The 22,286-nt window shown below is 69.5% G+C and carries 19 protein-coding genes; 9 read left to right on the forward strand and 10 right to left on the reverse strand.

Features of this window, described 5'->3' with window-relative positions; genetic code table 11:
• Nucleotides 1-52: 52 nt before the first annotated feature.
• Nucleotides 53-856 (forward strand): AraC family transcriptional regulator, encoded by an 804-nt coding sequence (locus JR064_RS16845; protein ID WP_369915866.1) that lies wholly within the window; start codon nucleotides 53-55, stop codon nucleotides 854-856.
• Between the two features lie 90 nt (nucleotides 857-946).
• On the opposite strand, the gene JR064_RS16850 is transcribed toward JR064_RS16845, so the two are convergent.
• Entirely contained in the window at nucleotides 947-1,318 is a 372-nt protein-coding gene (locus tag JR064_RS16850; protein ID WP_191824362.1) for a winged helix-turn-helix transcriptional regulator, read from the reverse strand.
• A gap of 97 nt (nucleotides 1,319-1,415) precedes the next feature.
• On the opposite strand from JR064_RS16850, the gene JR064_RS16855 reads away from it, so the two are divergent.
• Both JR064_RS16855 and JR064_RS16860 read left to right on the forward strand, forming a co-directional pair.
• Entirely contained in the window at nucleotides 1,416-2,165 is a 750-nt protein-coding gene (locus JR064_RS16855; RefSeq protein ID WP_179566600.1) for an SDR family NAD(P)-dependent oxidoreductase, read from the forward strand.
• A gap of 226 nt (nucleotides 2,166-2,391) precedes the next feature.
• On the forward strand, nucleotides 2,392-2,706 hold the full coding sequence (locus tag JR064_RS16860; RefSeq protein WP_179566602.1) for a PsiF family protein: 315 nt from the start codon (nucleotides 2,392-2,394) through the stop codon (nucleotides 2,704-2,706).
• A gap of 76 nt (nucleotides 2,707-2,782) precedes the next feature.
• Here the strand turns inward: JR064_RS16860 and JR064_RS16865 are convergent, their stop codons facing one another.
• Nucleotides 2,783-3,871, reverse strand: a complete 1,089-nt coding sequence (locus JR064_RS16865) for a sterol desaturase family protein (RefSeq protein ID WP_206230507.1) — start codon at nucleotides 3,869-3,871, stop codon at nucleotides 2,783-2,785.
• 357 nt (nucleotides 3,872-4,228) lie between these two features.
• On the reverse strand, nucleotides 4,229-5,515 hold the full coding sequence (locus JR064_RS16870) for an O-acetylhomoserine aminocarboxypropyltransferase/cysteine synthase family protein (RefSeq protein WP_206230508.1): 1,287 nt from the start codon (nucleotides 5,513-5,515) through the stop codon (nucleotides 4,229-4,231).
• Nucleotides 5,516-5,719: 204 nt separating this feature from the next.
• Here JR064_RS16870 and JR064_RS16875 point away from each other — a divergent pair, with 204 nt between their 5' ends.
• Entirely contained in the window at nucleotides 5,720-6,472 is a 753-nt protein-coding gene (locus JR064_RS16875; protein ID WP_206230509.1) for a hypothetical protein, read from the forward strand.
• A 97-nt stretch (nucleotides 6,473-6,569) separates the two neighbouring features.
• Here the strand turns inward: JR064_RS16875 and clpB are convergent, their stop codons facing one another.
• Nucleotides 6,570-9,155, reverse strand: a complete 2,586-nt coding sequence (gene clpB, locus JR064_RS16880; RefSeq protein WP_179566610.1) for an ATP-dependent chaperone ClpB — start codon at nucleotides 9,153-9,155, stop codon at nucleotides 6,570-6,572.
• A 304-nt stretch (nucleotides 9,156-9,459) separates the two neighbouring features.
• Between clpB and JR064_RS16885 the strand changes: the two genes are divergently transcribed.
• Nucleotides 9,460-10,164: a glutathione S-transferase gene (locus JR064_RS16885; protein WP_206230510.1), complete on the forward strand. Its 705-nt coding sequence runs from the start codon at nucleotides 9,460-9,462 to the stop codon at nucleotides 10,162-10,164.
• Between the two features lie 191 nt (nucleotides 10,165-10,355).
• Here JR064_RS16885 and JR064_RS16890 read toward each other — a convergent pair whose 3' ends face one another.
• From JR064_RS16890 to JR064_RS16910, 5 genes are all read right to left on the reverse strand, one after another.
• Entirely contained in the window at nucleotides 10,356-11,186 is an 831-nt protein-coding gene (locus JR064_RS16890) for a DUF3014 domain-containing protein (protein ID WP_206230511.1), read from the reverse strand.
• Between the two features lie 121 nt (nucleotides 11,187-11,307).
• Entirely contained in the window at nucleotides 11,308-12,510 is a 1,203-nt protein-coding gene (locus JR064_RS16895) for a lysozyme inhibitor LprI family protein (RefSeq protein ID WP_241093131.1), read from the reverse strand.
• A 32-nt stretch (nucleotides 12,511-12,542) separates the two neighbouring features.
• Complete coding sequence (locus tag JR064_RS16900; RefSeq protein WP_206230512.1) at nucleotides 12,543-14,141, reverse strand: hypothetical protein; 1,599 nt, start codon at nucleotides 14,139-14,141, stop codon at nucleotides 12,543-12,545.
• 107 nt (nucleotides 14,142-14,248) lie between these two features.
• The gene (locus JR064_RS16905; RefSeq protein ID WP_338123904.1) at nucleotides 14,249-14,710 is read right to left on the reverse strand and encodes a GNAT family N-acetyltransferase; all 462 of its coding nucleotides are present in this window, start codon (nucleotides 14,708-14,710) and stop codon (nucleotides 14,249-14,251) included.
• Nucleotides 14,711-14,756: 46 nt separating this feature from the next.
• Nucleotides 14,757-15,236: a DUF3574 domain-containing protein gene (locus JR064_RS16910; protein ID WP_179566617.1), complete on the reverse strand. Its 480-nt coding sequence runs from the start codon at nucleotides 15,234-15,236 to the stop codon at nucleotides 14,757-14,759.
• Nucleotides 15,237-15,473: 237 nt separating this feature from the next.
• On the opposite strand from JR064_RS16910, the gene JR064_RS16915 reads away from it, so the two are divergent.
• The 4 genes from JR064_RS16915 (at nucleotide 15,474) to otsA (ending at nucleotide 22,018) form a co-directional block, all read left to right on the forward strand.
• Nucleotides 15,474-17,912, forward strand: coding sequence for a TonB-dependent receptor plug domain-containing protein (locus JR064_RS16915; protein ID WP_206230513.1), 2,439 nt, complete (start codon nucleotides 15,474-15,476; stop codon nucleotides 17,910-17,912).
• A gap of 139 nt (nucleotides 17,913-18,051) precedes the next feature.
• Complete coding sequence (otsB, locus tag JR064_RS16920; protein ID WP_206230514.1) at nucleotides 18,052-18,804, forward strand: trehalose-phosphatase; 753 nt, start codon at nucleotides 18,052-18,054, stop codon at nucleotides 18,802-18,804.
• 68 nt (nucleotides 18,805-18,872) lie between these two features.
• Nucleotides 18,873-20,654: a glycoside hydrolase family 15 protein gene (locus tag JR064_RS16925; RefSeq protein ID WP_206230515.1), complete on the forward strand. Its 1,782-nt coding sequence runs from the start codon at nucleotides 18,873-18,875 to the stop codon at nucleotides 20,652-20,654.
• On the forward strand, nucleotides 20,651-22,018 hold the full coding sequence (gene otsA / locus JR064_RS16930; RefSeq protein WP_179566625.1) for an alpha,alpha-trehalose-phosphate synthase (UDP-forming): 1,368 nt from the start codon (nucleotides 20,651-20,653) through the stop codon (nucleotides 22,016-22,018). The genes JR064_RS16925 and otsA overlap by 4 nt, the downstream gene beginning before the upstream one ends.
• Before the next feature lie 77 nt (nucleotides 22,019-22,095).
• On the opposite strand, the gene JR064_RS16935 is transcribed toward otsA, so the two are convergent.
• Nucleotides 22,096-22,233, reverse strand: coding sequence for a hypothetical protein (locus JR064_RS16935; protein ID WP_179566627.1), 138 nt, complete (start codon nucleotides 22,231-22,233; stop codon nucleotides 22,096-22,098).
• Nucleotides 22,234-22,286: the final 53 nt, after the last annotated feature.

A 22,286-nucleotide genomic window follows, 5' to 3' on the forward strand; every position in this document is an offset into this window, starting at 1 on the left:
TGGGGGCTCGGCGCGCATGGTAGGCTGACCCGCCTCGACCTTCCTGCGCAACATGCCCACCACTCGTCGAGAAAAGGACAGGGAGACCGCCAGCGTCGCGCCGGCCGCGTGGAGCATCGACGACGCGCCCGCCGACGTGGTGTGCAAGCCCGCCGACTATCCCAGCGAAACCGCCATCGCTCCGCACCGGCATGCGCGCCACCAGCTGGTCTACGCGCTGCACGGGCTGATGGTGGTGCGCTCCGGCCAGGGCCACTGGGTGGTGCCGAGCACCCGCGCGCTATGGATGCCGGCCGGCACCGTGCACAGCGTGCGCTGCGTCGGCACGCTGGGGATGCGCAGCCTGTACATCCGCCCCGGCGCGATCGCCGGCATGCCGGCGCAGCCCACGGTGATGGCGGTGGAGCCGCTGCTGGAAGCGCTGATCCGCAGCGCCGCCAGCGTGCCCTGGGACCACGCCGCCGACTCGCGCGACGGACGCCTGATGCGGCTGATCCTGGACGAGCTGCACGCCCTGCCGGCGCTGCCGCTGCACCTGCCGCAGGCGCACGATCCGCGCCTGCTGCGCATCGGTGCCGCGCTCGATGCCGATCCCGCCGACGGCACCACCCTGCACGACTGGGCGGCGCGGCTGGGCGTGGACGTCAAGACCATCCAGCGCCTGTGCCGGCGCGAACTGCAGATGAGCTTCGGCCAATGGCGGCAGCAGCTGCGCCTGCTGCGCGGGCTGGAACGGCTGGCCGCCGGCGACCGCATCATCGACGTGGCGCTGGAACTGGGCTACGACAGCCCCAGCGCGTTCACCGCGATGTTCAAGCGCCAGTTCGGCCAGCCGCCGAGCCAGTTCTTCCGTTAGCGGCGCCGAGCGCGCGGCGGCGGCAGCGCAGCGGCGCCGCATCCGCTGCCGCGCCACCGCCACCGCCACCTGCAGGCTGGGGGCGCACGATCAGGCAGCGGATTCGGATCTGGAAGCGGCGGACGCGCGGCGTTCGCTGATACGTTCGACCGTCTGCATGTGTTCCGTGCCCCACTCGCACAGCCCTCCCAGTGCGGTCGCCAGGGATTGCCCGAAAGGGGTCAGCGAATACTCGACCTTGGGCGGGATCTCCTGGAAGTCGATGCGCGCGACGACCTGATCGCGCTCCAGCTCCTTGAGTTGCTGGATCAGCACCTTGTCGGTCACGCCGCCGATGGCGCGCCGCAATTCGCCATAGCGATGAACGTTCTTCGCCAGATTGTAGAGAATCAGCGGCTTCCACTTGCCGCCGAGCACGGACAGGGCGGCCTCGAGACCGCAACTGAAAGTGGTGTTGGCCATGATCCGATCGCTCCGAAGGTACTTACCTGATGGTGCATACTATTCAAAATAAAAGCACGGATCTACAGTTGCGCCTCGACATTCTCTGGAGCGCATCATGAGCAGGCTCAACGGCAAGATTGCAGTGGTTACCGGCGGCAACAGCGGCATCGGTCTGGCAAGCGCGGTGCGCTTTGCGGCCGAAGGCGCCCAGGTCGTCATCGTGGGACGCCGGCAGGAAGAACTGGACAAGGCACTGCGCCTGATCGGTGCCGACGCCATCGCCATTCAGGGAGACATTTCGAAGCTGGACGATCTGGACCGTGTCTTCGCCCAGGTCGAAGCCGCCAAGGGCCGCATCGACGTGCTGTTCGCCAATGCGGGGCTGGGCGACTTCCAGCCGCTGGGATCGATCACCGAAGACTCCTTCGATCGCACCTTCGGCATCAACGTCAAAGGCACGCTGTTCACCGTGCAGAAGGCGTTGCCGCTGATGCGCGCCGGCGGTTCGGTGATCCTGACCGGCTCGACCACCGGCACCATGGGCACACCGGCATTCAGCGTGTACAGCGCCACCAAGGCCGCGCTGCGCAATTTCGCCAGGAGCTGGGCGCTGGACCTGAAAGGCACCGGTATTCGCGTCAACGTGCTTTCGCCGGGGCCGATCTCGACGCCGGGCCTGGATCTGGCGCTGTCCAGCACCGGCCAGCAGGAGGCGATCATCGACGGCATGACCGCGCAGATCCCGTTGGAGCGCATTGGCCGGGCGGACGAAGTCGCGGCGGCGGCGTTGTTCCTGGCGTCGGACGAGAGCAGCTTCATCACCGGCAGCGAAATGTTCGTGGATGGCGGGTTCGCGCAGGTTTGATTGATCTGCGCTGTCGAGGCGCTGCGGCCAATGATCGCAGCGCATCTGCCGCAGGCCGGAACGGGTGACCGCCTCATCGACGCGGCGGTCGCACTCGGCTACGACGGTTCGAGCGCCAGTTCGGCCAGCCGCCGAATCGATTCTCTCCCGCTATCCCGTGAACCGTGTCACGGTCCGGTCAGACCCGCAGGCGCAGGATGCGCGCACCACCGACCGGAGCACCGCCATGACCCGTTCCCTCTCCCTCGCCGTGTGCCTGCTGCTGGGCCTGAGCGCCATGCCGCCGCTGGCCGCCGCTGCGGCCAGGCCGCAGACCGCGCAGCAGTCGCTGATGGCCCAGTGTTCGGCCCAGAACAAGGGCAAGAAAGGCGACGACTACAAGGCCGCGCAGAAGGCCTGCCTCAGCGGCAGCAGTGCGGCGCCGGCATCGGGCAACGCCTCGCAGCAACGGATGAAGGACTGCAACGCCAAGGCGGCCACGCAGAAACTGCAGGGCGATGCGCGCAAGACCTTCATGAGCGGCTGTCTGAAGAAGCAGTAGTCGGCCGGCCGCAAAGGCTGCGAACGTGTTCCTGGACGCCGCGCTGCGCGCAGGCGGCTTCCAGGGCCGGAGAATGCTAAGCCGCCGGATCGGCGACGCGCTCCGCTGACGCCATGCGGTCGATCTGCCCCGCCGCATGATCGAGCGCGACATGCTCGACCGGGATCGGCACGTAGTCCTCGCTGAAGGCGACCTCGCCCGGCCGCCATCCGGCACGCCGACGCACCGCGCCCCAGAACCGCTTCAACCCCTCCAGTTGCAGCGCGACCAGGCCAAGCTCGTTGTCGCGATCCACCATCGGGTCGCCGACCCCGGTGGGACGCACTGGCTCGCCGTACAACGCGGTGCCGAACAGCACGTCCCAGAACGCGAACACCTGGCCGAAATTGCAGTTGTGCAGGTTCGGCCGCTGCGGGTCCACGCGCATGTGGTGCAGGCGGTGGAAGCGCGGATCGACCAGGATCTTGTCCAGCACCGGCCCGAAGCCGAAGCGCACGTTGGCGTGCGACAGGTTCTGCACCAGTTCGCCGAGCAGCATCAGCCAGGCGAACTCGTCGGCGGCGATGCCGAACGCCACGCCCACCGCGGCCAGTACGAACGATTGCAGCGCACCGTCCAGGTAGTTGCTGCGATCGTTGGCCCAGCAACTGAGCTGGCGCTGGCTGTGGTGCATGCTGTGCATTGCCCACCACCACGGCAGCCAGTGCTGGATCCGGTGCATCCAGTAGTAGGTGAAGTCGTAGGCCAGGTAGTACAGCGCGAACAGCGCCAGCGGATGCCGGTCCAGCCATGGCCAGGCGTGACGCAGGCCGGATGCCGGCGCCGCCGCAGCGCTCGCGTCGGCGCCGCCCAGCGCATTGGCCAGCGGGGTCAGGATCAGGAACGAGAACAGCGGGAACACCCCGACCAGCATCAGCCAGGTGTAGTGGAAATCGATCCTGGCCAGGCGCCGGTGCTCCCAGCGCTCGGCCGGCCACAGGCTTTCCAGCGGGCGGAACAGCACGCCGATGATGCACAGCTGCAGCGCCGCGATCAGCAACGAAGCGGCGATCTCGCGCGGGTCGTCGCTGAGTCCGGTCAGGTGCAAGGCGGCCAGCAGCGGCGCCACCGCATGCTCGGCCACCGCGGCGACGACGACAGACCAGGCATGCGCGATGGACAACATGAGGACGGCTCCTGGCCTGCGGACACGACGACGCCGGCGCGGCCGCCGGGCAGATGGGCGTGTCGTCCATCCCCGCGCAGATCGCGCCGACAGCGAAGCTGCGGAGTGGAACTGGCAGGCCGCCAGCGGGCGGCGCGCGGCGCGACCCGACCGCCCAGTCTGGCGCTACGCCATGCACCGCCCGCCGACAGCACGCCAACCCCGGCGCGACCTGCGCGAGGATGGACGACACGCCTTAGCGTGGCGGCCGATCCTTTCGCCTGGCTGTCGTTCGCGCGTGCCTGTCGCCGGGGGCGATCGTCCTGGCTGCGGCGCCCAGGTCGCCGCGGCCGCGCGTGGCTCGGGCCGGGGCGCGCGTCAGGCCTGCGCCAGCGCCTGCCGCAGGTCGGCGAGCAGGTCGTCGATGTGTTCGATGCCGACCGACAGGCGCACCGTGTCCTCGCTGACCCCGCTGCGTTCCAGTTCCTGCGCCGACAGCTGGCGGTGCGTGGTCGAGGCCGGATGGGTGGCCAGCGATTTCGCGTCGCCGATGTTCACCAGCCGGGTGAACAGCTGCAGCGCGTCGAGGAAGCGCGCGCCGGCGGCGCGGCCGCCGCGCAGGCCGAAGGTGAGCACGCCCGAGCCGTGCCCGCGCAGGTACTTCTGCGCCAGCGCATGCTCCGGATGCCCGGGCAGGCCGGCGTAGTTGACCCATTCCACCTTGGCCTCGGTCTGCAGGTGCTTGGCCACCGCCAGCGTGTTCTGGTTGATCCGGTCCATGCGCAGCGGCAGCGTCTCGATGCCCTGCAGGAGCTGGAAGGCGTTGAACGGCGACAGCGCCGCGCCGGTGTTGCGCAACGGCACCACGCGCGCGCGGCCGATGTAGGCGGCCTCGCCCAGCGCCTCGGTGTAGACCACGCCGTGGTAGCTCACGTCCGGTTCGTTGAGGCGGCGGAAACGCTGCGCGTGCGCCGCCCACGGGAACTTGCCCGAGTCCACGATCGCCCCGCCCAGGCTGGTGCCGTGCCCGCCCAGGTACTTGGTCAGCGAATGCACCACGATGTCGGCGCCGAAGTCGATCGGCCGCAGCAGGTACGGCGTGGGCACCGTGTTGTCGACGATCAGCGGCACGCCGTGCGCATGCGCGATCGCGGCGACCGCTTCCAGGTCGGTGACGTTGCCGCGCGGATTGCCGATCGACTCGACGAAGATCGCCTTGGTGCGGTCGTCGATCAGCCCGGCGAACGCGTTCGGATCGCGGTAGTCGGCGAAGCGGGTTTCGATGCCCGACAGCGGCAGCGTGTGCGCGAACAGGTTGTAGGTGCCGCCGTACAGCGCGCTGGAGGAGACGATGTTGTCGCCGGCCTCGGCGATGGTCTGGATCGCGTAGGTCACCGCGGCCTGCCCGGAGGCCACCGCCAGCGCGCCGATGCCGCCTTCCAGCGCGGCGATGCGCTGCTCGAGCACATCGGTGGTGGGATTCATGATGCGGCTGTAGATGTTGCCCTGCACCTTCAGGTCGAACAGGTCGGCGCCGTGCTGAGTGTCGTCGAAGGCATAGGCCACGGTCTGGTAGATCGGCACCGCCACCGCGCGCGTGGTCGGATCGGGGCGGTAGCCGCCATGCACGGCGATGGTTTCCAGCTTCCAGTTCGGGTCGGACATGAGCGGGTCTCGGCAAGAGGAGCCGAGACGATAGCGCCATGCGTGGCGGCGAATGCAAACCTGCGGTTATGAGGCCATGCCGCGGGGTTGTCAGCGCATGCGGACGCGGGCGCTTGCGCGGCTGAGCGGCCGCGGCGGTGCGGCGGTGCGGCGGTGCGCAGTCGCCTCGTATCATGGGTTGGTCTGCACGCAGGATGCTCCCCGATGAACCACGCCGCCGCCCGCCCATTCTCGCTGTTGCTCCTGGTCCTGCCCGTGTTCGCGCGGGCTGCGCCGTCGCCGTCCTACGTCATGGAGCAATGGAGCCAGCCAGGCAATTGCGCTACGCCGCAGCAGCGGCATGCTGCCGATCGCGCGTCCAGCGACGGCGTTTCCGCGAAGATCCTGACGCAACGCTATCTCGGCGTGCTCGACGCGGTGATCGCCGGCGACGAGGCGGCCTTGAAGTTCGCCCATCTGTGCGACCGCTTCGAGGTCGACTTCCTTCCTGGCATGCTGCCGCCCCCGCGCGCCGAGCCGTGGAATCCCTCGCCACCGCAAACGGTCGGCAGCGTCTTCGTCGCCTACGTCGACGCACCGGGCACCGCATTCCAGCAACGGATCGAAGCGACGTACACGCCGGAAGAGGCGTCGCTCTCGCTCTCCATCAGTTCGCACGCGGATACCGCGGCATCCGCGGATGGCGAGCAGGGTTACCGCTATCGCGACATGGACGGGGTGTGCCCGCTGCGGCTCGGCCAATTGGCGGACAGGCTCGCCGCCGCCGGTTTCTCCAAGCAGTACTACTCCCTGGAGCCGCCCAGCCAGGCGTTCGCGGAATCGGACTATGGCGTCAGCGCCAGCTTCCGGCGCGACAAGCTTGCCGTCGGGGCCACGTTGCAGGGCCTGTTCGTGGAACAACGCGCCCACCCCGAGGCGGCATGCGTGGCGGAAATCTCTCTTTCCCTGGCGAAATAGGCGCCACGCGCCACTGCATGGCGGAAAAAAGCCGGCGCCGTTGCAACGGCGCCGTCTACCGATCGGGCAATGAACGCGAGCGGCGCTTCGCCGCGCCTCAGGCCTTCTGGAACGTGAGGTGCCCGCCTTCGGCGCCGACGTTGATGGTGTCGCCGCTCAGGAACTGCCCGGACAGGATCTGCTGCGCCAGCGGGTTTTCCAGTTGCGACTGGATCGCGCGCTTCAGCGGCCGCGCGCCGTACACCGGATCGAAGCCGACGTTGCCGAGCAGTTCCAGCGCGCGGTCGCTGAGTTCGATCTTCAGCCCGCGCTCGGCCAGGCGCTTCTCCAGGCCGCTCAACTGGATGCGCGCGATCGACTTGATCTGCGCCTTGTCCAGCGGATGGAACACCACGATGTCGTCCAGGCGGTTGATGAATTCCGGGCGGAAATGCGCCTGCACCACGCCCATCACCGCCGCCTTCATCTGCGTGTAGGCCTCGGCCGAGCCGTCGCCGCTCAGTTCCTGGATCTGGTGCGAGCCCAGGTTCGAGGTCATCACGATGACGGTGTTGCGGAAGTCCACGGTGCGGCCCTGGCCGTCGGTGAGGCGGCCGTCGTCGAGCACCTGCAGCAGGATGTTGAACACGTCGCTGTGCGCCTTCTCCACCTCGTCGAGCAGGATCAGCGAATACGGCCGGCGCCGCACCGCCTCGGTCAGGTAGCCGCCTTCCTCGTAGCCGACGTAGCCCGGAGGCGCGCCGATCAGCCGCGCCACCGAATGCTTCTCCATGAACTCGCTCATGTCGATGCGGATCATCGCCTCGCTGCTGTCGAACAGGAACTCGGCCAGCGCCTTGCACAGCTCGGTCTTGCCGACGCCGGTCGGACCCAGGAACAGGAACGAGCCGCTGGGCCGGTTCGGATCGGACAGGCCGGCGCGCGAACGCCGCACCGCGTCGGATACCACCTTGATCGCCTCTTCCTGGCCGACCACGCGCCGGTGCAGTTCGTCCTCCATTCGCAGCAGCTTGTCGCGCTCGCCTTCGAGCATGCGGTTGACCGGAATGCCGGTCCAGCGCGACACCACCTCGGCGATCTCCTCGGCGGTGACCCGGTCCTGCACCAGCTTGAAATCGTGGTGCTCGGCATCGCCGGCCGCGGCCAGCTGCTTCTCCAGGTTCGGCAGCAGGCCGTACTGGATCTCGCTCATCTTGGCGTAGTCCTGCCGGCGCTGCGCCGCTTCCAGCTCGACCCGCGCCTGCTCGATCTGCTCCTTGATCCGGGTCGCGCCCTGCAAGGTGGCCTTCTCCGAACGCCACACCTCGTCGAGGTCGGAGAACTCGCGCTCGAGCTTGTCGATGTCGCTTTCCAGGTCGGCCAGGCGCTGCCGCGAGGCCTCGTCCTTTTCCTTCTTCAGCATTTCGCGCTGGATCTTGAGCTGGATCAGCCGCCGCTCCAGGCGGTCCAGTTCCTCGGGCTTGGAGTCGATCTCCATGCGGATGCGGCTGGCGGCCTCGTCCATCAGGTCGATCGCCTTGTCCGGCAGCTGGCGGTCGGCAATGTAGCGGTTGGACAGCGTGGCCGCGGCGACGATCGCCGGGTCGGTGATCTCCACGCCGTGGTGCACCGCGTAGCGCTCCTTCAGCCCGCGCAGGATCGCGATGGTGTCCTCGACCGTCGGCTCGCCGACGAACACCTTCTGGAAGCGACGCTCCAGCGCCGCGTCCTTCTCGATGTACTTGCGGTACTCGTCCAGCGTGGTGGCGCCGATGCAGTGCAGCTCGCCGCGCGCCAGCGCCGGCTTGAGCATGTTGCCCGCATCCATCGCGCCGTCGGCCTTGCCGGCGCCGACCATGGTGTGCAGTTCGTCGATGAACAGGATGACCTGGCCTTCGGTCTTGGACAGGTCGTTGAGCACGCCCTTCAGCCGCTCCTCGAACTCGCCGCGGAACTTGGCGCCGGCGATCAGCGCGCCCATGTCCAGCGACAGCACGCGGCGGCCGCGCAGGCCTTCCGGCACTTCGCCGTTGACGATGCGCTGGGCCAGGCCCTCGACGATGGCGGTCTTGCCGACGCCGGGTTCGCCGATCAGTACCGGGTTGTTCTTGGTGCGCCGCTGCAACACCTGGATGGTGCGGCGGATTTCCTCGTCGCGGCCGATCACCGGATCCAGCTTGCCGCTCTCGGCGCGCGCGGTGAGGTCGATGGTGTACTTCTCCAGCGCCTGGCGCTGGTCCTCGGCGCTTTCCGACTGCACCGTCTCGCCGCCGCGCAGCTTGTCGATGGCCGCTTCGAGCTTCTTCTTGTCGGCGCCGGCGGCGCGCAGCGCCAGGCCCAGCGCGCCGGCATCGTCGGCCGCGGCCAGCACGAACCACTCGCTGGCGATGAACTGGTCGTTGTGCTGCTGCGCCAGCTTGTCGGTCTGGTTGAGGAGCCGGCTCAGGTCGTTGCCGATCGACAGGTTGCCGGGCTGGCCGCTGACCTTGGGCAGCTTGTCCAGCGCCTCGCCCAGCCGCTCGCGCAGCACCGGCACGTTGACCCCGGCCTGCGCCAGCAGCGGCCGGGTGCTGCCGCCGGACTGGTCGAGCAGCGCGGTGAACACGTGCACCGGCTCGACGATGGTGTGGTCGCGGCCCACGGCCAGCGACTGGGCGTCGGCCAGCGCCTGCTGGAAACGCGACGTGAGCTTGTCCATCCGCATCGGGAAGTTCCTCTGAAAGGGGGGCCGGCCGCACCGGCATGCTAGTCAAATGCGGTTGGCGCGGCATGTTTCAAGGCCGCGGCGCGGTCTGTATACGTCCGCGCCGCCTGGCGGAGCGCCTGGCGAGGGCTGCACGCCAGGCACCGTGACGGCCGCGATGCGCGCGTGCGCCCTGCCGGGCCGCGGCCCGGCAGGGCGCCTTCGCCAGCGCACGGTTCCCTGCGCCGGTCGCCGCACGGTCACACGCCGCTACCGCTACAGCCCCTACCCTCGCGCTTCCGAACCTTCCCGCACAGGAGCCGCAATGCACTACGACCTCTACTACTGGACCGGCATCCAGGGCCGCGGCGAGTTCGTGCGACTGGCGCTGGAGGATGCCGGCGCGGCCTACCGCGACGTCGCCCGCGAGGAAGGCGACGCGGTCCTGCAGCCCTTTCTCGACGGCGAGCAGCCGGGCGCGCGGCCGTTCGCCCCGCCGTTCCTCAAGGCCGGGCGGCTGGTGATCGCGCAGGTCGCCAACATCCTGCACTACCTGGGCCCTTCGCTGGGACTGGTGCCGGACAGCGAGTCGCGGCGCATGCAGGCGCTGCAACTGCAGCTGACCATCGCCGACCTGGTGACCGAGATCCACGACAGCCACCACCCCATCGGCAGCGCGCTGTACTACGAAGACCAGAAGCCGGAGGCGCGGCGCCGCGCCGAGGACCTGCGCACGCAGCGCCTGCCCAAGTTCCTCGGCTATTTCGAGCAGGTCATGAGCCAGGGCGGCGGTCGCCACGCATTGCGCGAGCACTCCTACGTGGACCTGTCGCTGTTCCAGCTGATGAGCGGACTGGACTACGCGTTCCCCGGCGCGATGAAGAAGCTTTCGCCGAAGCTGCCGCAACTGCGCGCCCTGCAGCAGCGGGTGTCCGACCGTCCCGCCATCGCCGCGTATCTGGCGTCGGAGCGGCGCCTGCCGTTCAACGACAACGGGATTTTCCGGCGCTATCCGGAGCTGGATGGCTGATGCGTGATGCGTGCAGGCCTTCGGCACCGACACTTGGTCGAAGGCATGCGGTCCGTGTCTTCGTTCGTCGCGGCTGAAGCCGCTCCTACATGGGGCCTGGGGGTACCCGCTGGTGCGCGCATGTCAGCCGCGTCGTCGCTGCGGTTCCATGTTGCCACCGGTAAGGCGCGTGCCTATCAAGCCAACAGCCCTCAGGTCCGCACCAACGCCGTACGGATCGCCTGCAGTTGCTTGCGCACGGCCTCGGCCTGCGTCGGCCCCAGGCGCAGCAGCGCCTTCTGCCCGACCGACAGCGATTCCAGCGCCGGATCGACGAAGCGGTACTTGCCGGTGCGCGCATCGGCGATCACCGCCGGCGGCGCTGTCGGCACCGGCGCCTGCAGCAGATGGTCGATCACCTGCACCAGGCGGTCGTTGAAATAGCCCTTGGGATAGCCCAGCTCCACATACGCCTGCTGGAACAAGGGATAGAAGCGCCGGTACGCGGCCACCATCGCGCCGGCATCGGCCTGGGTGAAGGCCTGCACGTACGGGGCGTAGCGTTGCGCGTTGGCCGCGTCGATCACGCTGGCGCCGGCCGCATCGGTGGCGACCTGCAGTTGCCCAGGCACCGGCTTCAAGACCAGGGTGCGCGCGGCGACGCGGCGCTGCGGCAGGTTGTCGATCATCGTCACCGCGCGCTGGATCAGATGGTCGCGGATCAACAGCGCCAGCGGCGCGTCGCTGCCGGCCAGCGTCACCAGTTCGGCCCACGCCGCCGCGTCGCTGTCGGCCAGCGCCGGGATCGCCGCATCGGCGGCGGCGGCGGGATCGATCGGATGCTGGATCGGCGGCGGCGCTGGCGGTGTGGCCACGGGCGCGGACGGCGCCGCGCTCGGCGCAGCGGGCGGCGCCACCGCAGCAGGCGCAGGCGTTGCGCCACGCAACAGCGCGCTCAGGTTGTCGCGGAACAGCCACGCCGCGGCAGCGGCCACCAGCACAGCGACCAGGATCCAGGGCCAGGGCGAATGACGTGGCTGCATGGTGTCCGGTTCTCCGTTGAACAGTGGCAGGTGTGACCACTGCGCTCGCCGCCGGTTCCACCGCGGGACGGCCAGCGTTCAGCCTCGGCGCGCGGCGCCGCCGCACGCGGGACGCGCGACGCTAGCCAGTGGTCCCTTCGCCGAAGGCGATGCGCGCACCGACCCAGTCGGCGACGATGGCGGCGGCAACCTGCTCGGCCTGCGCCGCCGGCATCGCCTTGTGTTCGATCAGCCAGCGCGCCGTCGTCGCGCGCGCCGGCTGCAAGGCGTTCAACGCTGCCTTGCGATCCGCTTCAGGCCACAGCGCCGCATCGCGCCAGCCGGCGATCGCCGCTGCCGGATCGCGCCTGGGTGCTGCGTCTTGCGGCCGCTGCAGAAACAGCCGTGGCGACTGCGTGGCCTGCAGCGAGAGCACGCGCCATCCTGCGAAATCCGCGTAGCGCATCGTGCCGGCATCGTCGGAGGCCTTGTCGATCAGACTGGCAAACGCCTTGTACAGCTGCTTCCACGCCGGCTGGTCGAACAGGCCCGGCTGCGGTGCGCAGATCGGTGCGTCGAGATCGCGGCTGGACCCGTACAACGGCCCCATCGCCTCGTAAGCGGCCTTGCCCTGCTGCGCGAACACGAAACAATGCATGTATGGCCGCGTGTCGGGACGCGTGGTGGCGTCCACGCTGTAGCCGCTGCGTTCGATCCACAGCCGCAGCAGGGTCAGATCGCGCGCTTGCGCGGCCTGGCGGTCGGCCGGCTCGGCAGCGTCGAGCATCCCGGCCGCCACCGGATCCTGCTGGCGCAAGGCGGCGCTGGCATCGGCGAATCGCGCCCGAGCTTCCGCCGCACCAACCCCCGCCGCCGGCACGAAGCGGTGCAGATACACCAGCCAGGCCGAGGCCAGCCCGCCGTCGTAGGCGCGCAATTGCACGGCTGCCGCGGCCGGCGCAGCGGGAATCCCGGCGACGATGCGATCGAAGCGCGCCGCCTGCGGCGCGAACTGGCTGTCCAACGTGCGTATCCGCGCCTCGATCCGCTGCTTCAGGCAGGCGCCCGGATCCGACTGGGCCAGACAGCCATTGCGCTGCGCCAACCAAGCCTGCTGCGCACTGCGCACGCCTTGCCGCTGCGCGGCCGGCACCACCGCCACGAGCGCCACATAGCGCCGGGCCAGCGATTCGTCGGCGGCATCCAATCGCTTGTCCGTGCACAACAGGCGCTCGACCGCGCTGGACGCCTTGGCGCAGTCGAACGACACCGCCGCAGCGCTCGGCATCCAGGCCAGGCACGACAGCAGCAAACCCGCGCGCACGGCGGCGCCTGTCATCGTCATCGCATTCTCCAGCGAGCGGCCGGCGCAGGCGCTCAGTCCACCAGCACCGCACGCGGCTTCTGCAGCGACAGCAGGCCGAGCAGCGCGGCCAGCGCCACGTAGCCGCCGGCGAATTGCCAGGCGATCAGCTTGGGCAGGCCGCTCAGCGTCCATGGCAGGTAGATGCCGCCGCGCGGATCCACCGAATGGATCAGCCCGAACAGGGTCAGCGCGGCCGCCACCAGCAGGAACACGGCGGCGCGGCGCAGGCGCCCATCGACCATCGCCGCCACCGCCGCGGTCCACAGCATCGCGGTGATGATGAAGCCGTTGCCCAGGGTGAAGATCACCGCCAGCTCCGGCAACCCGTGGCCGTCCAGCGTGGTGGTCAGCGCGGCCAGCTTGTCCGCCGGGATCCAGCCCGGCGCCTTGATCGCCAGCAGGTAGGCCACCGACGGCAGGAAGCCCAGCACCATCGCCCCGGCGTGGCGCTTGGGCGTGGCCTGGAACGCCTGGGTGGTGATGTCGATGGCCACGTACACGATGATCGGCGCCAGCACCGCCAGCGGCAGCCACTGCACCAGCCCGGCGACCAGCCCGAGCATGCCGCCCAGGCCGATGAACAGCCCGGTCAGCAGCGTGTAGCCGCTGCGCGCGCCCATGTGCTTGTAGGCCGGCTGGCCGATGTAGGGCGTGGTCTGGGCGACGCCGCCGCAGACGCCGGCGACCAGGGTCGAGCAGGCCTCGACCAGCAGGATGTCGCGGGTGCGGTAGTCGTCGCCGGCGGCGCGTGCGCTCTCGCTGACGTTGATGCCGCCGACCACCATCAGCAGGCCGAACGGCAGCAGCAGCGGCAGCAGCGGCACGGTGTCGGCCAGGCCGGCGACGAAGCCCAGGCTCGGCCACGGCAGCACCAGCTGCGGCGCCACCCACTGCGGCGCCTGGTAGCCGGGAATGCCGAAACCGGCCGCGTTCGACCAGTAGTACAGGCCGGTGCCCAGCACCAGCGCCAGCGGCACGCCCGGCAGGCCGTACGGCAGCCGGCCCTTGGCGATCAGCACGTACAGCAGCAGGCCCAGCACCACCAGCCCGACCAGCGGGGCGCGCAGCGTTTCCAGCAGCGGCAGGAAGCCCATCAGCACCAGCGCGATGCCGGCGATCGAGCCGAGCAGCGCGGCCCGCGGCAGCGCGCGGGTGACCGCATCGCCGAAGAACGACAGCACGGTCTTCAGCAGGCCCATCACCACCAGCGCGGCCATGCCCAGGTGCCAGGTGGCGAGCGCCGCGGCCTGCGGGTCCAGGCCCTGCTGCTTGTAGCGCACGAACGCCGGGCCGAGCACCAGCAGCGCCATGCCGATGCTGGTCGGCGCGTCCAGGCCCAGCGGCATCGCGGTGACGTCGCTGCGCCCGCTGCGCGCGGCCAGCCGGCGCGCCATCCAGGTGTACAGCAGGTTGCCGATCAGCACGCCGAACGCGGTGCCGGGAATCATCCGCGTATAGATCACCTCGGCCGGGAACTGGAACAGCCCGACCAGGGCCAGGGTGATGAAGCCGAGGATCGACAGGTTGTCGACCACCAGGCCGAAGAAACCGTTGAGATCGCCGGCGACGAACCAGCGCGGGCGCGACGAAACAGGAGCGGTGCTGGGCATGCGGGCGGTGGCTGCGTTGGGGGTCGATGGATGGTAATGGAAGCGGCGCCTGCGGATTGGCGCGCGAGCAGGGATGCAGCATCCCGGCTTGCGCCTCCGCGCCGCGGCTACAGATCCAGATGCAGGAACTGGTTGAACGCGCTCGGCACGTAGTCGGCGAACGCCGGTCCATTGCGGAAACCGCGTCGCCGGTACAGGCCCAGCGCCGCGTCGAAGGCCGCGCCGCTGCCGGTCTCCAGGCTCAGCCGCTGCAGGCCGGCGGCGCGTGCGGCGGCGACGATGTGCTCGAGCAGCGCCGCGGCCGCGCCCTGGCGCAGGAAGTGCGGATGGGTGCGCATCGACTTCAGTTCGCCGCCGCCATCGTCGAGCACACGCAGCGCACCGACCGCGGCCAGCGCGTCGCCGCGCCACACACTCCATACGGTCACGTCGGCGCGCTGCAGTCCTGACAGGTCCAGCGCATACACGCTGCCCGGCGGCGACTGCGCATGCATCTGCTGCAGGTGGTACGCGAGCAACGCACGCACCGCCTCACCGGACAGATCGTCCTGGCGGATCGAAAACGTCACCGCCCCGCCCTTCCGAATCCCCACTCCCCACTCCCGAATCCCGGCTTCAAAACGACACCTCCACCGGCTGCCGCGACCACAGCACCGACTGGTGCCCGGTCGCCTGCTTCCACGCCAGCCGGATCGCCTCGATGTCGGCGCGGCGCTGCGGGGTGTCCTCGTGCAGGATCACCAGCACCTTGGTGTTGAGCCGGTTCGGCTCCTTGGCGCCGCGGAACAGCCACTGCCCGTAGGCATCGAACACGGTCAGGCCGTCGGGGAAGCGCGGCGTGACCTGCTTGTCCAGGAACGCGCGCCATTGCGCCTCGCTGATCGGCTCGGCCTGCGGACGATCGGCCGGGCCGCTTTCCTCGCCGACCCCGAAGTACAGCTCGCTGCGCACCCAGCCGCTGGCCTGCGCCGGCCGCGCGGCATCGCCCTGCATGGCGGCGCCGACCTTGGCCGGCGCGGTGGAAGCGGACGGCGCGACGCTGGCGCAGGCGGTCAGGGCCAGGAACACGGCAAGCAAGGGGGCACGCAACAGCATCGGCAGGTCTCGGAAGCGGAACGGAAGGACGCGATGGTAGGCGACCGTGGCGGCGCGCGCCCGATAACCGCCGGGCATCAGCTCATGCCGAACGCGGTGGAACGGACGGCTCGCCGCCGCGTTAACGATAAGATAATATATCGCTTCATCCGGATGGATGTACCCGAATTGTATTCCGCCTGCGCGGCACGGACCACCGCCGCAGCGGTCTTTGCGTCACCGCAGGAGAGAGCCCCCATGTCGTATCCGTTCGCCCGCCCGCTGAGCCTGGCCATCGCCCTGGCCCTGTCGGCCCCCGCCCTGGCCCAGCAGGCCGATCCCGGCACCGCGACCAACCTGGACACGGTGATCGTCACCGGTACCCGCGCCAGCGGCCGCACCGTGCTCGAGTCCACCGCGCCGGTGGACGTGCTCAGCGCCGAGGACATCCGCAAGGCCGGCGTGGTAAACGGCGAACTCGGCAGCGCGCTGCAGGCCCTGCTGCCCTCGTTCAACTTCCCGCGCCAGTCCAACTCCGGCGGCGCCGACCACATCCGCGCCGCGCAGCTGCGCGGGCTCTCGCCCGACCAGGTGCTGGTGCTGGTCAACGGCAAGCGCCGCCACACCTCGGCGCTGGTCAACACCGACAGCAAGATCGGCAAGGGCACCACCCCGGTGGACTTCAACTCGATCCCGATCAGCGCGATCAAGCGCATCGAAGTGCTGCGCGACGGCGCCGGCGCGCAGTACGGCTCGGACGCGGTGGCCGGGGTGATCAATGTGATCCTCGACGACGATCCGGACAGCGGCGCGCTGGAAGCCAGCTTCGGCGCCAACCACACCGACGTGAAGCCGATCGACCGCACCGTCACCGACGGCCAGACCAGCTACGCCAGCGCCAAGGTCGGCACCCGCCTGGGCGACGACGGCGGCTTCTTCAAGGTCGGCCTGGAACTGAAGAACCGCGAGGGCACCAACCGCGCCGGCTACGACCAGATCCCGCCGTTCGAGGCGCAGACCCCGGCCAACCTGGCCCTGGCCGGCAAGCGCAACTACGTGCTCGGCGACGGCGCCAGCAAGGACCTCAATGCCTGGATCAACGGCAAGCTGCCGTTCGGCCAGACCAGCGAGTTCTATTTCTTCGGCACCTACAACCAGCGCGACACGCAGGGCGCCAACTATTTCCGCTATCCCGACAGCGACGCCAACTGGACCGAGGTCTACCCGAACGGCTACCGCCCGGTGTCGCTGGGCGAGAACCGCGACATCCAGAGCGTGGCCGGCGCGCGCGGGCAATGGGGCGAGTGGGCCTACGACGCCAGTGTCGACTACGGCCGCAACGACTTCACCTACCGGCTGAAGAACTCGCTCAACGCCTCGCTCGGCCCGGGCAGCCCGACCCGCTTCAAGACCGGCGACTACGCCTTCGAGCAGAGCGTGGCCAACCTCGACCTGAGCCGCAGCTTCGACGCCGCCGGCGCCACACACACCGTCGGCAGCGGCGTGGAATTTCGCCGCGAGCATTACCGTACCCGTCCCGGCGACCCGGCCAGCTACGCTGCCGGCGCTTACACCGACCGCCCCACCGGCGCCCAGGCCGGCGGCGGGCTGACCCCGCAGGACGCGGCCGACCTGTCGCGCAACGTCGCCAGCGCCTACGCCAGCGTGTCCAGCCAGTTCGGCGACAAGTTCTCCACCGACCTGGCCGCGCGCTACGAGCACTACCAGGATTTCGGCGGCGAACTGACCGGCAAGCTGGCCGCGCGCTACGAGTTCGTGCCGGCGTTCGCGCTGCGCGGCGCGATCTCCAACAACTTCCACGCACCGTCGCTGAGCCAGATCGGCTACGAAGCCACCTCCACCGGTTACGACGCGGCCGGCCAGCTGCTGCAGGGCCGGCTGCTGTCGGTCAACAACCCGATCGCGCAGGCGCTGGGCGCGAAGGAGCTGAAGCCGGAGAAATCGGTCAACTACAGCCTCGGCTTCACCAGCCGCATCGGTTCGCACTTCGACCTGTCGCTGGACCTGTTCCAGATCGACATCGACGACCGCATCGCGCTGTCCGAAGACATCAGCGGCGATGCATTGACCGCGTTCGTGGCGCAGAACTTCGGCGTCACCGGCCTGCAGAGCGCCAGCTTCTTCGTCAACGCCGCCGACACCCGCACCCGCGGCGCGGAACTGGTCAGCAACTGGCGGCAGGCGCTGGGCGACGGCCAGCTGCAGTTGACCGGCACCTGGAGCTACGCCAAGACCGAACTGAAGAACCTGGTCGCCACGCCGCCGCAGCTGCTGGCGCTGAACCCGGACTACGTGCTGTTCGGCGTGGAGGAGAGCAACACCCTGACCGACGCCGCGCCGCGCACCCGCGCCCAGTTCGCGGTGAACTGGAGCAACGACCGCTGGGCGCTGCAGACCCGGGTCAGCCGCTACGGCAGCGCCACCCGCGTGTTCGACTTCGGCGACGGCTACGTGCCGCGGCAGACCTACGGCGCCGAGTGGCAGCTCGACGCCGAGGTCGAGTACCGCATCACCCCGCAGTGGAGCGTGGCGCTGGGCGGGCAGAACCTCACCGACAACTACTCCGACCGCTCCAACACCGACATCTACTACTTCGGCAACCTGCCCTACGACGTACTGTCGCCGATCGGCAGCAATGGCGCTTATTACTACGGGCGCGTGCGGTACACCTTCTGACGAAGGTGCGGGATTGGGGATTTGGGATTGGGGATTCGCAACAGCGGGTCCCTGCATGGCTTTTGCCAATCCCGAATCCCCACTCCCTAATCCCGGCCACTCCACTTGGCCCTAACGCTGTCTCGTTCATCATGAACGCATGGCAGACGCGCTCCCCCTCCGACCGCCGCCGCCGCGCCTGGACGATGCCTGCGCATTGTTCCTGGACGTGGACGGCACCCTCATCGAATTCGCCGATCGCCCCGACGGCGTGCACCTGCTGCCCGAGGTGCGCGAGGCGATCGGCCGCATCAGCGACCGCCTGCACGGTGCGCTGGCGCTGGTCAGCGGCCGCCCGCTGGCGCAGCTGGACGCGCTGTTCGCGCCGCTGCGCCTGCCGGCCGCCGGCCTGCACGGCCACGAACTGCGCAGCGACATCAATGCCCGCGCGGCGATGCCCGCCGACACTTCGCAATGGCTGCACGGCTTGCACCAACGCGCCGCGCACCTGCGCCAGGCGCATCCCGGCGTGCTGGTCGAAGACAAGGGCGCCAGCCTGGCGCTGCACTGGCGCGCCGCGCCGGAGGCCGGTCCGCAGGTCCTGGCCTTCGCCCATGCGCAGATCGATGCGCTGCCCGGCTACCGCCTGCAGCCCGGCGACCACGTGGTCGAGTTCGTGCCCGAGGGCAGCGACAAAGGCCTGGCGCTGACCGCGCTGCTGCAGCAGCCGCCGTTCCAGGGCCGCCGCCCGGTGTTCGTCGGCGACGACCTCACCGACGAGTTCGGCTTCGCCGCGGCCAATGCCGCCGGCGGCTGGAGCGTGCTGGTCGGTACGCGCGAACACAGCGCGGCGACGTACGCCTTGCCCGATCCGCGCGGCGTACACGCCTGGTTGCGCGACAACGCTGCATGAGCACCGCGCCCAGCGGCAATGCCCCGCTTCGCCCCCTCCCCGACCGCGCACAAGGATCTGCTTCCTCCATGAGTTCTCCCAACCTCGACCTCGGCGTGATCGGCAACGGCAGTTTCGGCGCGCTGGTCGACAAGCAGGCCCGCGTGGTGTGGAGCTGCCTGCCGGCATTCGACGGCGACCCGGCGTTCTGCGCACTGCTGTCGCCGCGCGACCATGACGGCGGCGATTTCAGCATTGAGCTGGAAGATTTCGCCGACAGCGAGCAGCACTACCTGGCCAACACCGCGATCCTGCGCACCGTGCTGCGCGACGCGCACGGCGGCGCGGTGGAAGTGATCGACTTCGCGCCGCGCTGGCGCAACAACGGCCGCTTCTACCGCCCGGTCAGCATCATCCGCCAGGTGCGGCCGCTGTCCGGCAACCCGCGCATCCGCGTGCTGGCGCGGCCGCTGGCCGACTGGGGCGCGCGCAAGCCGGAAAGCACCTGGGGCAGCAACCACGTGCGCTGGCTGCTGCCCGATTTCACCCTGCGACTGACCACCGACGTGCCGGTGCGCTTCATCCGCGACGAGCTGCCGTTCGTGCTCAGCCACCCGGTCAACCTGATGCTCGGCGTGGACGAATCGCTGACCCGCTCGCTGACCGGCTACATCCAGGAAGCGCAGGAACGCACCGAGGAATACTGGCGCGAGTGGGTGCGCTACCTGTCGGTGCCGCTGGACTGGCAGGACGCGGTGATCCGCAGCGCGATCACCCTGAAGCTATGCCAGTACGAGGACAGCGGCGCGATCATCGCGGCGATGACCACCTCCATCCCCGAAGCGCCGGACACCCCGCGCAACTGGGATTACCGCTATTGCTGGCTGCGCGACGCCGCGTTCGTGGTGCGCGCGCTGAACCGGCTCGGCGCCACCCGCACCATGGAGCAGTTCCTCGGCTACATCTTCAACATCGCCACCACAGACGGCAGCCTGCAGCCGCTGTACGGCATCGGCTTCGAGGCGGCGCTGGAAGAACACGAAGTCCCATCGCTGGCCGGCTACCGCGGCATGGGTCCGGTGCGGCGCGGCAACCTGGCCTGGATCCAGAAACAGCACGACGTGTACGGCAGCGTGGTGCTCGCCTCCACGCAACTGTTCTTCGACCTGCGCCTGAAGGATCCCGGCGACAAGGACACCTTCCTGCGCCTGGAGCCGCTGGGCGAGCACGCGTTCGCGCTGCACGACGTGCCCGACGCCGGGCTGTGGGAATTCCGCGGCCGCGCCGAGGTCCACACCTACACCAGCGCGATGTGCTGGGCCGCCTGCGACCGCCTGGCCAAGATCGCCGCGCGGCTGGGCCTGGACGCACGCGTGGCGTACTGGCGCGAACGCGCCGACACCATCCACGCGCGGGTGCTGGCCGACGCCTGGAGCGCCGAGCGCGGCCACTTCACCGACACCTTCAACGGCCATCGCCTGGACGCCTCGCTGCTGTTGCTGGCCGACATCGGCTTCATCGCCCCGGACGATGCGCGCTTCGTCGCCACGGTCGAGGCGATCGGCCGCGACCTCAAGCACGGCGACGCGCTGTACCGCTACGTGGCGCCGGACGATTTCGGCGCGCCGGAAACCAGCTTCACCATCTGTACGTTCTGGTACATCGACGCGCTCGCCGCGATCGGGCGCAAGGACGAAGCGCGCGAACTGTTCGAGCGCATCCTCGCGCGCCGCAATCACCTGGGCTTGCTGTCGGAGGATCTAGCCTTCGACAACGGCGAGGCCTGGGGCAATTTCCCGCAGACCTATTCGCATGTGGGGTTGATCATCGCCGCGATGCGCTTGTCGCGCAGCTGGCAGGAGGCTTCATGAGCAGACTCGTAGTGGTATCCAACCGCGTGGCCTTGCCCGGCGAGAACCGCGCCGGCGGCCTGGCGGTGGGCTTGCTCGCCGCGTTGAAGGAACGCGGCGGGGTGTGGTTCGGCTGGAGCGGCAAGACCGTGCGCGGCGACAGCGGCGCGATGCACGAGCAGACCCAGGGCGACATCCGCTTCGTCACCATGGACCTCAACCGCGCCGACCTGGACGCGTACTACAACGGCTTCGCCAACCGCACGCTGTGGCCGCTGCTGCACTTCCGCCTGGACCTGGTCGACTACGACCGCGCCACCCGCGAGGGCTACCGCCGGGTCAACGCGATGTTCGCCGAGAAGCTGGCGCCGCTGCTGCGCGAAGACGACACGGTGTGGATCCACGACTACCACCTGATCCCGCTGGCCTCGCTGCTGCGCGAGCGCGGCATCGGCTGCCGCATCGGCTTCTTCCTGCACGTGCCGTTCCCCTCGGCCGACCTGATCCAGGCCCTGCCCGATCATGCGCGGCTGTTCTCCGGCTTCTACGCCTACGACCTGGTCGGCTTCCAGACCCAGCGCGACGTGGACCGCTTCCAGGCCTACGTGCGCCTGTTCGGCGGCGGCAAGGTGATCAAGGACGGCGTGCTGGAAGCGCCCGGCGGGCGCCGCTTCCGCGCCGAGAAATTCCCGATCGGCATCGACACCGAACTGATCGCGCAGCAGGCGCGCGCGGCGGTGACCAAGCCGGCGGTGCGCGACCTGCGCAGCAGCCTGCGCGACCGCCAGCTGGCGATCGGCGTGGACCGGCTGGACTACTCCAAGGGCCTGCCCGAACGCTTCCTCGGTTTCGAGCGCTACCTGGAGCGGCATCCGGACCAGCGCGGCAGCCTCACCTATCTGCAGATCGCGCCGGTCTCGCGCGGCGACGTCACCGAGTACAAACAACTGCGCAACCAGCTCGAACAGATCGCCGGACACATCAACGGCGGCCACGCCGAGCCGGACTGGACCCCGCTGCGCTACGTCAACCGCAACTTCACCCACGCCACGTTGACCGGCTTCTACCGCGCCGCGCAGGTCGGCCTGGTGACGCCGCTGCGCGACGGCATGAACCTGGTGGCCAAGGAATACGTGGCCGCGCAGGATCCGGAGAATCCGGGCGTGCTGGTGCTGTCGCTGCTGGCCGGCGCCGCCGACGAACTGAAGGAAGCGCTGCTGGTCAATCCGCACGACCTGGACGGCGTCGCCGATGCGATCGCCACCGCCGCCTCGCTGCCCAAGGCCAAGCGCATCGAACGCTGGCAGACCATGATGGAGCACCTGCGCAAGAACGACATCGGCGTGTGGCGGCAGCGCTACCTGCAGGCGCTGGAGCGGCGCTGATCCGCACCTGCCGCGGCGGCGCCATCGCCGCGCGCGGCAGGCACGCCACCGCACGCAGAACGCAGGTTTCTGCACGGTCACGGACCGCGCACGCGGATTCCTTTAAAATCGCCGCCCATACGCCGCGTATCGAAACCCTGGGAGGGGCGCGCGACGTGCTCGTTGAGCGCCAGGTCGCCGCCGATGCAGCCGAACCAGCGCTCGATCCCCTCCACGATCTTCCTGCGCCAGCACGGCGCCGCCGGATCTTCTGCAGACCCTCTCCATG

The sequence above is a fragment of the Xanthomonas bonasiae genome, assembly GCF_017163705.1.
In the GTDB taxonomy this organism is placed as follows: Bacteria; Pseudomonadota; Gammaproteobacteria; order Xanthomonadales; family Xanthomonadaceae; genus Xanthomonas_A; species Xanthomonas_A bonasiae.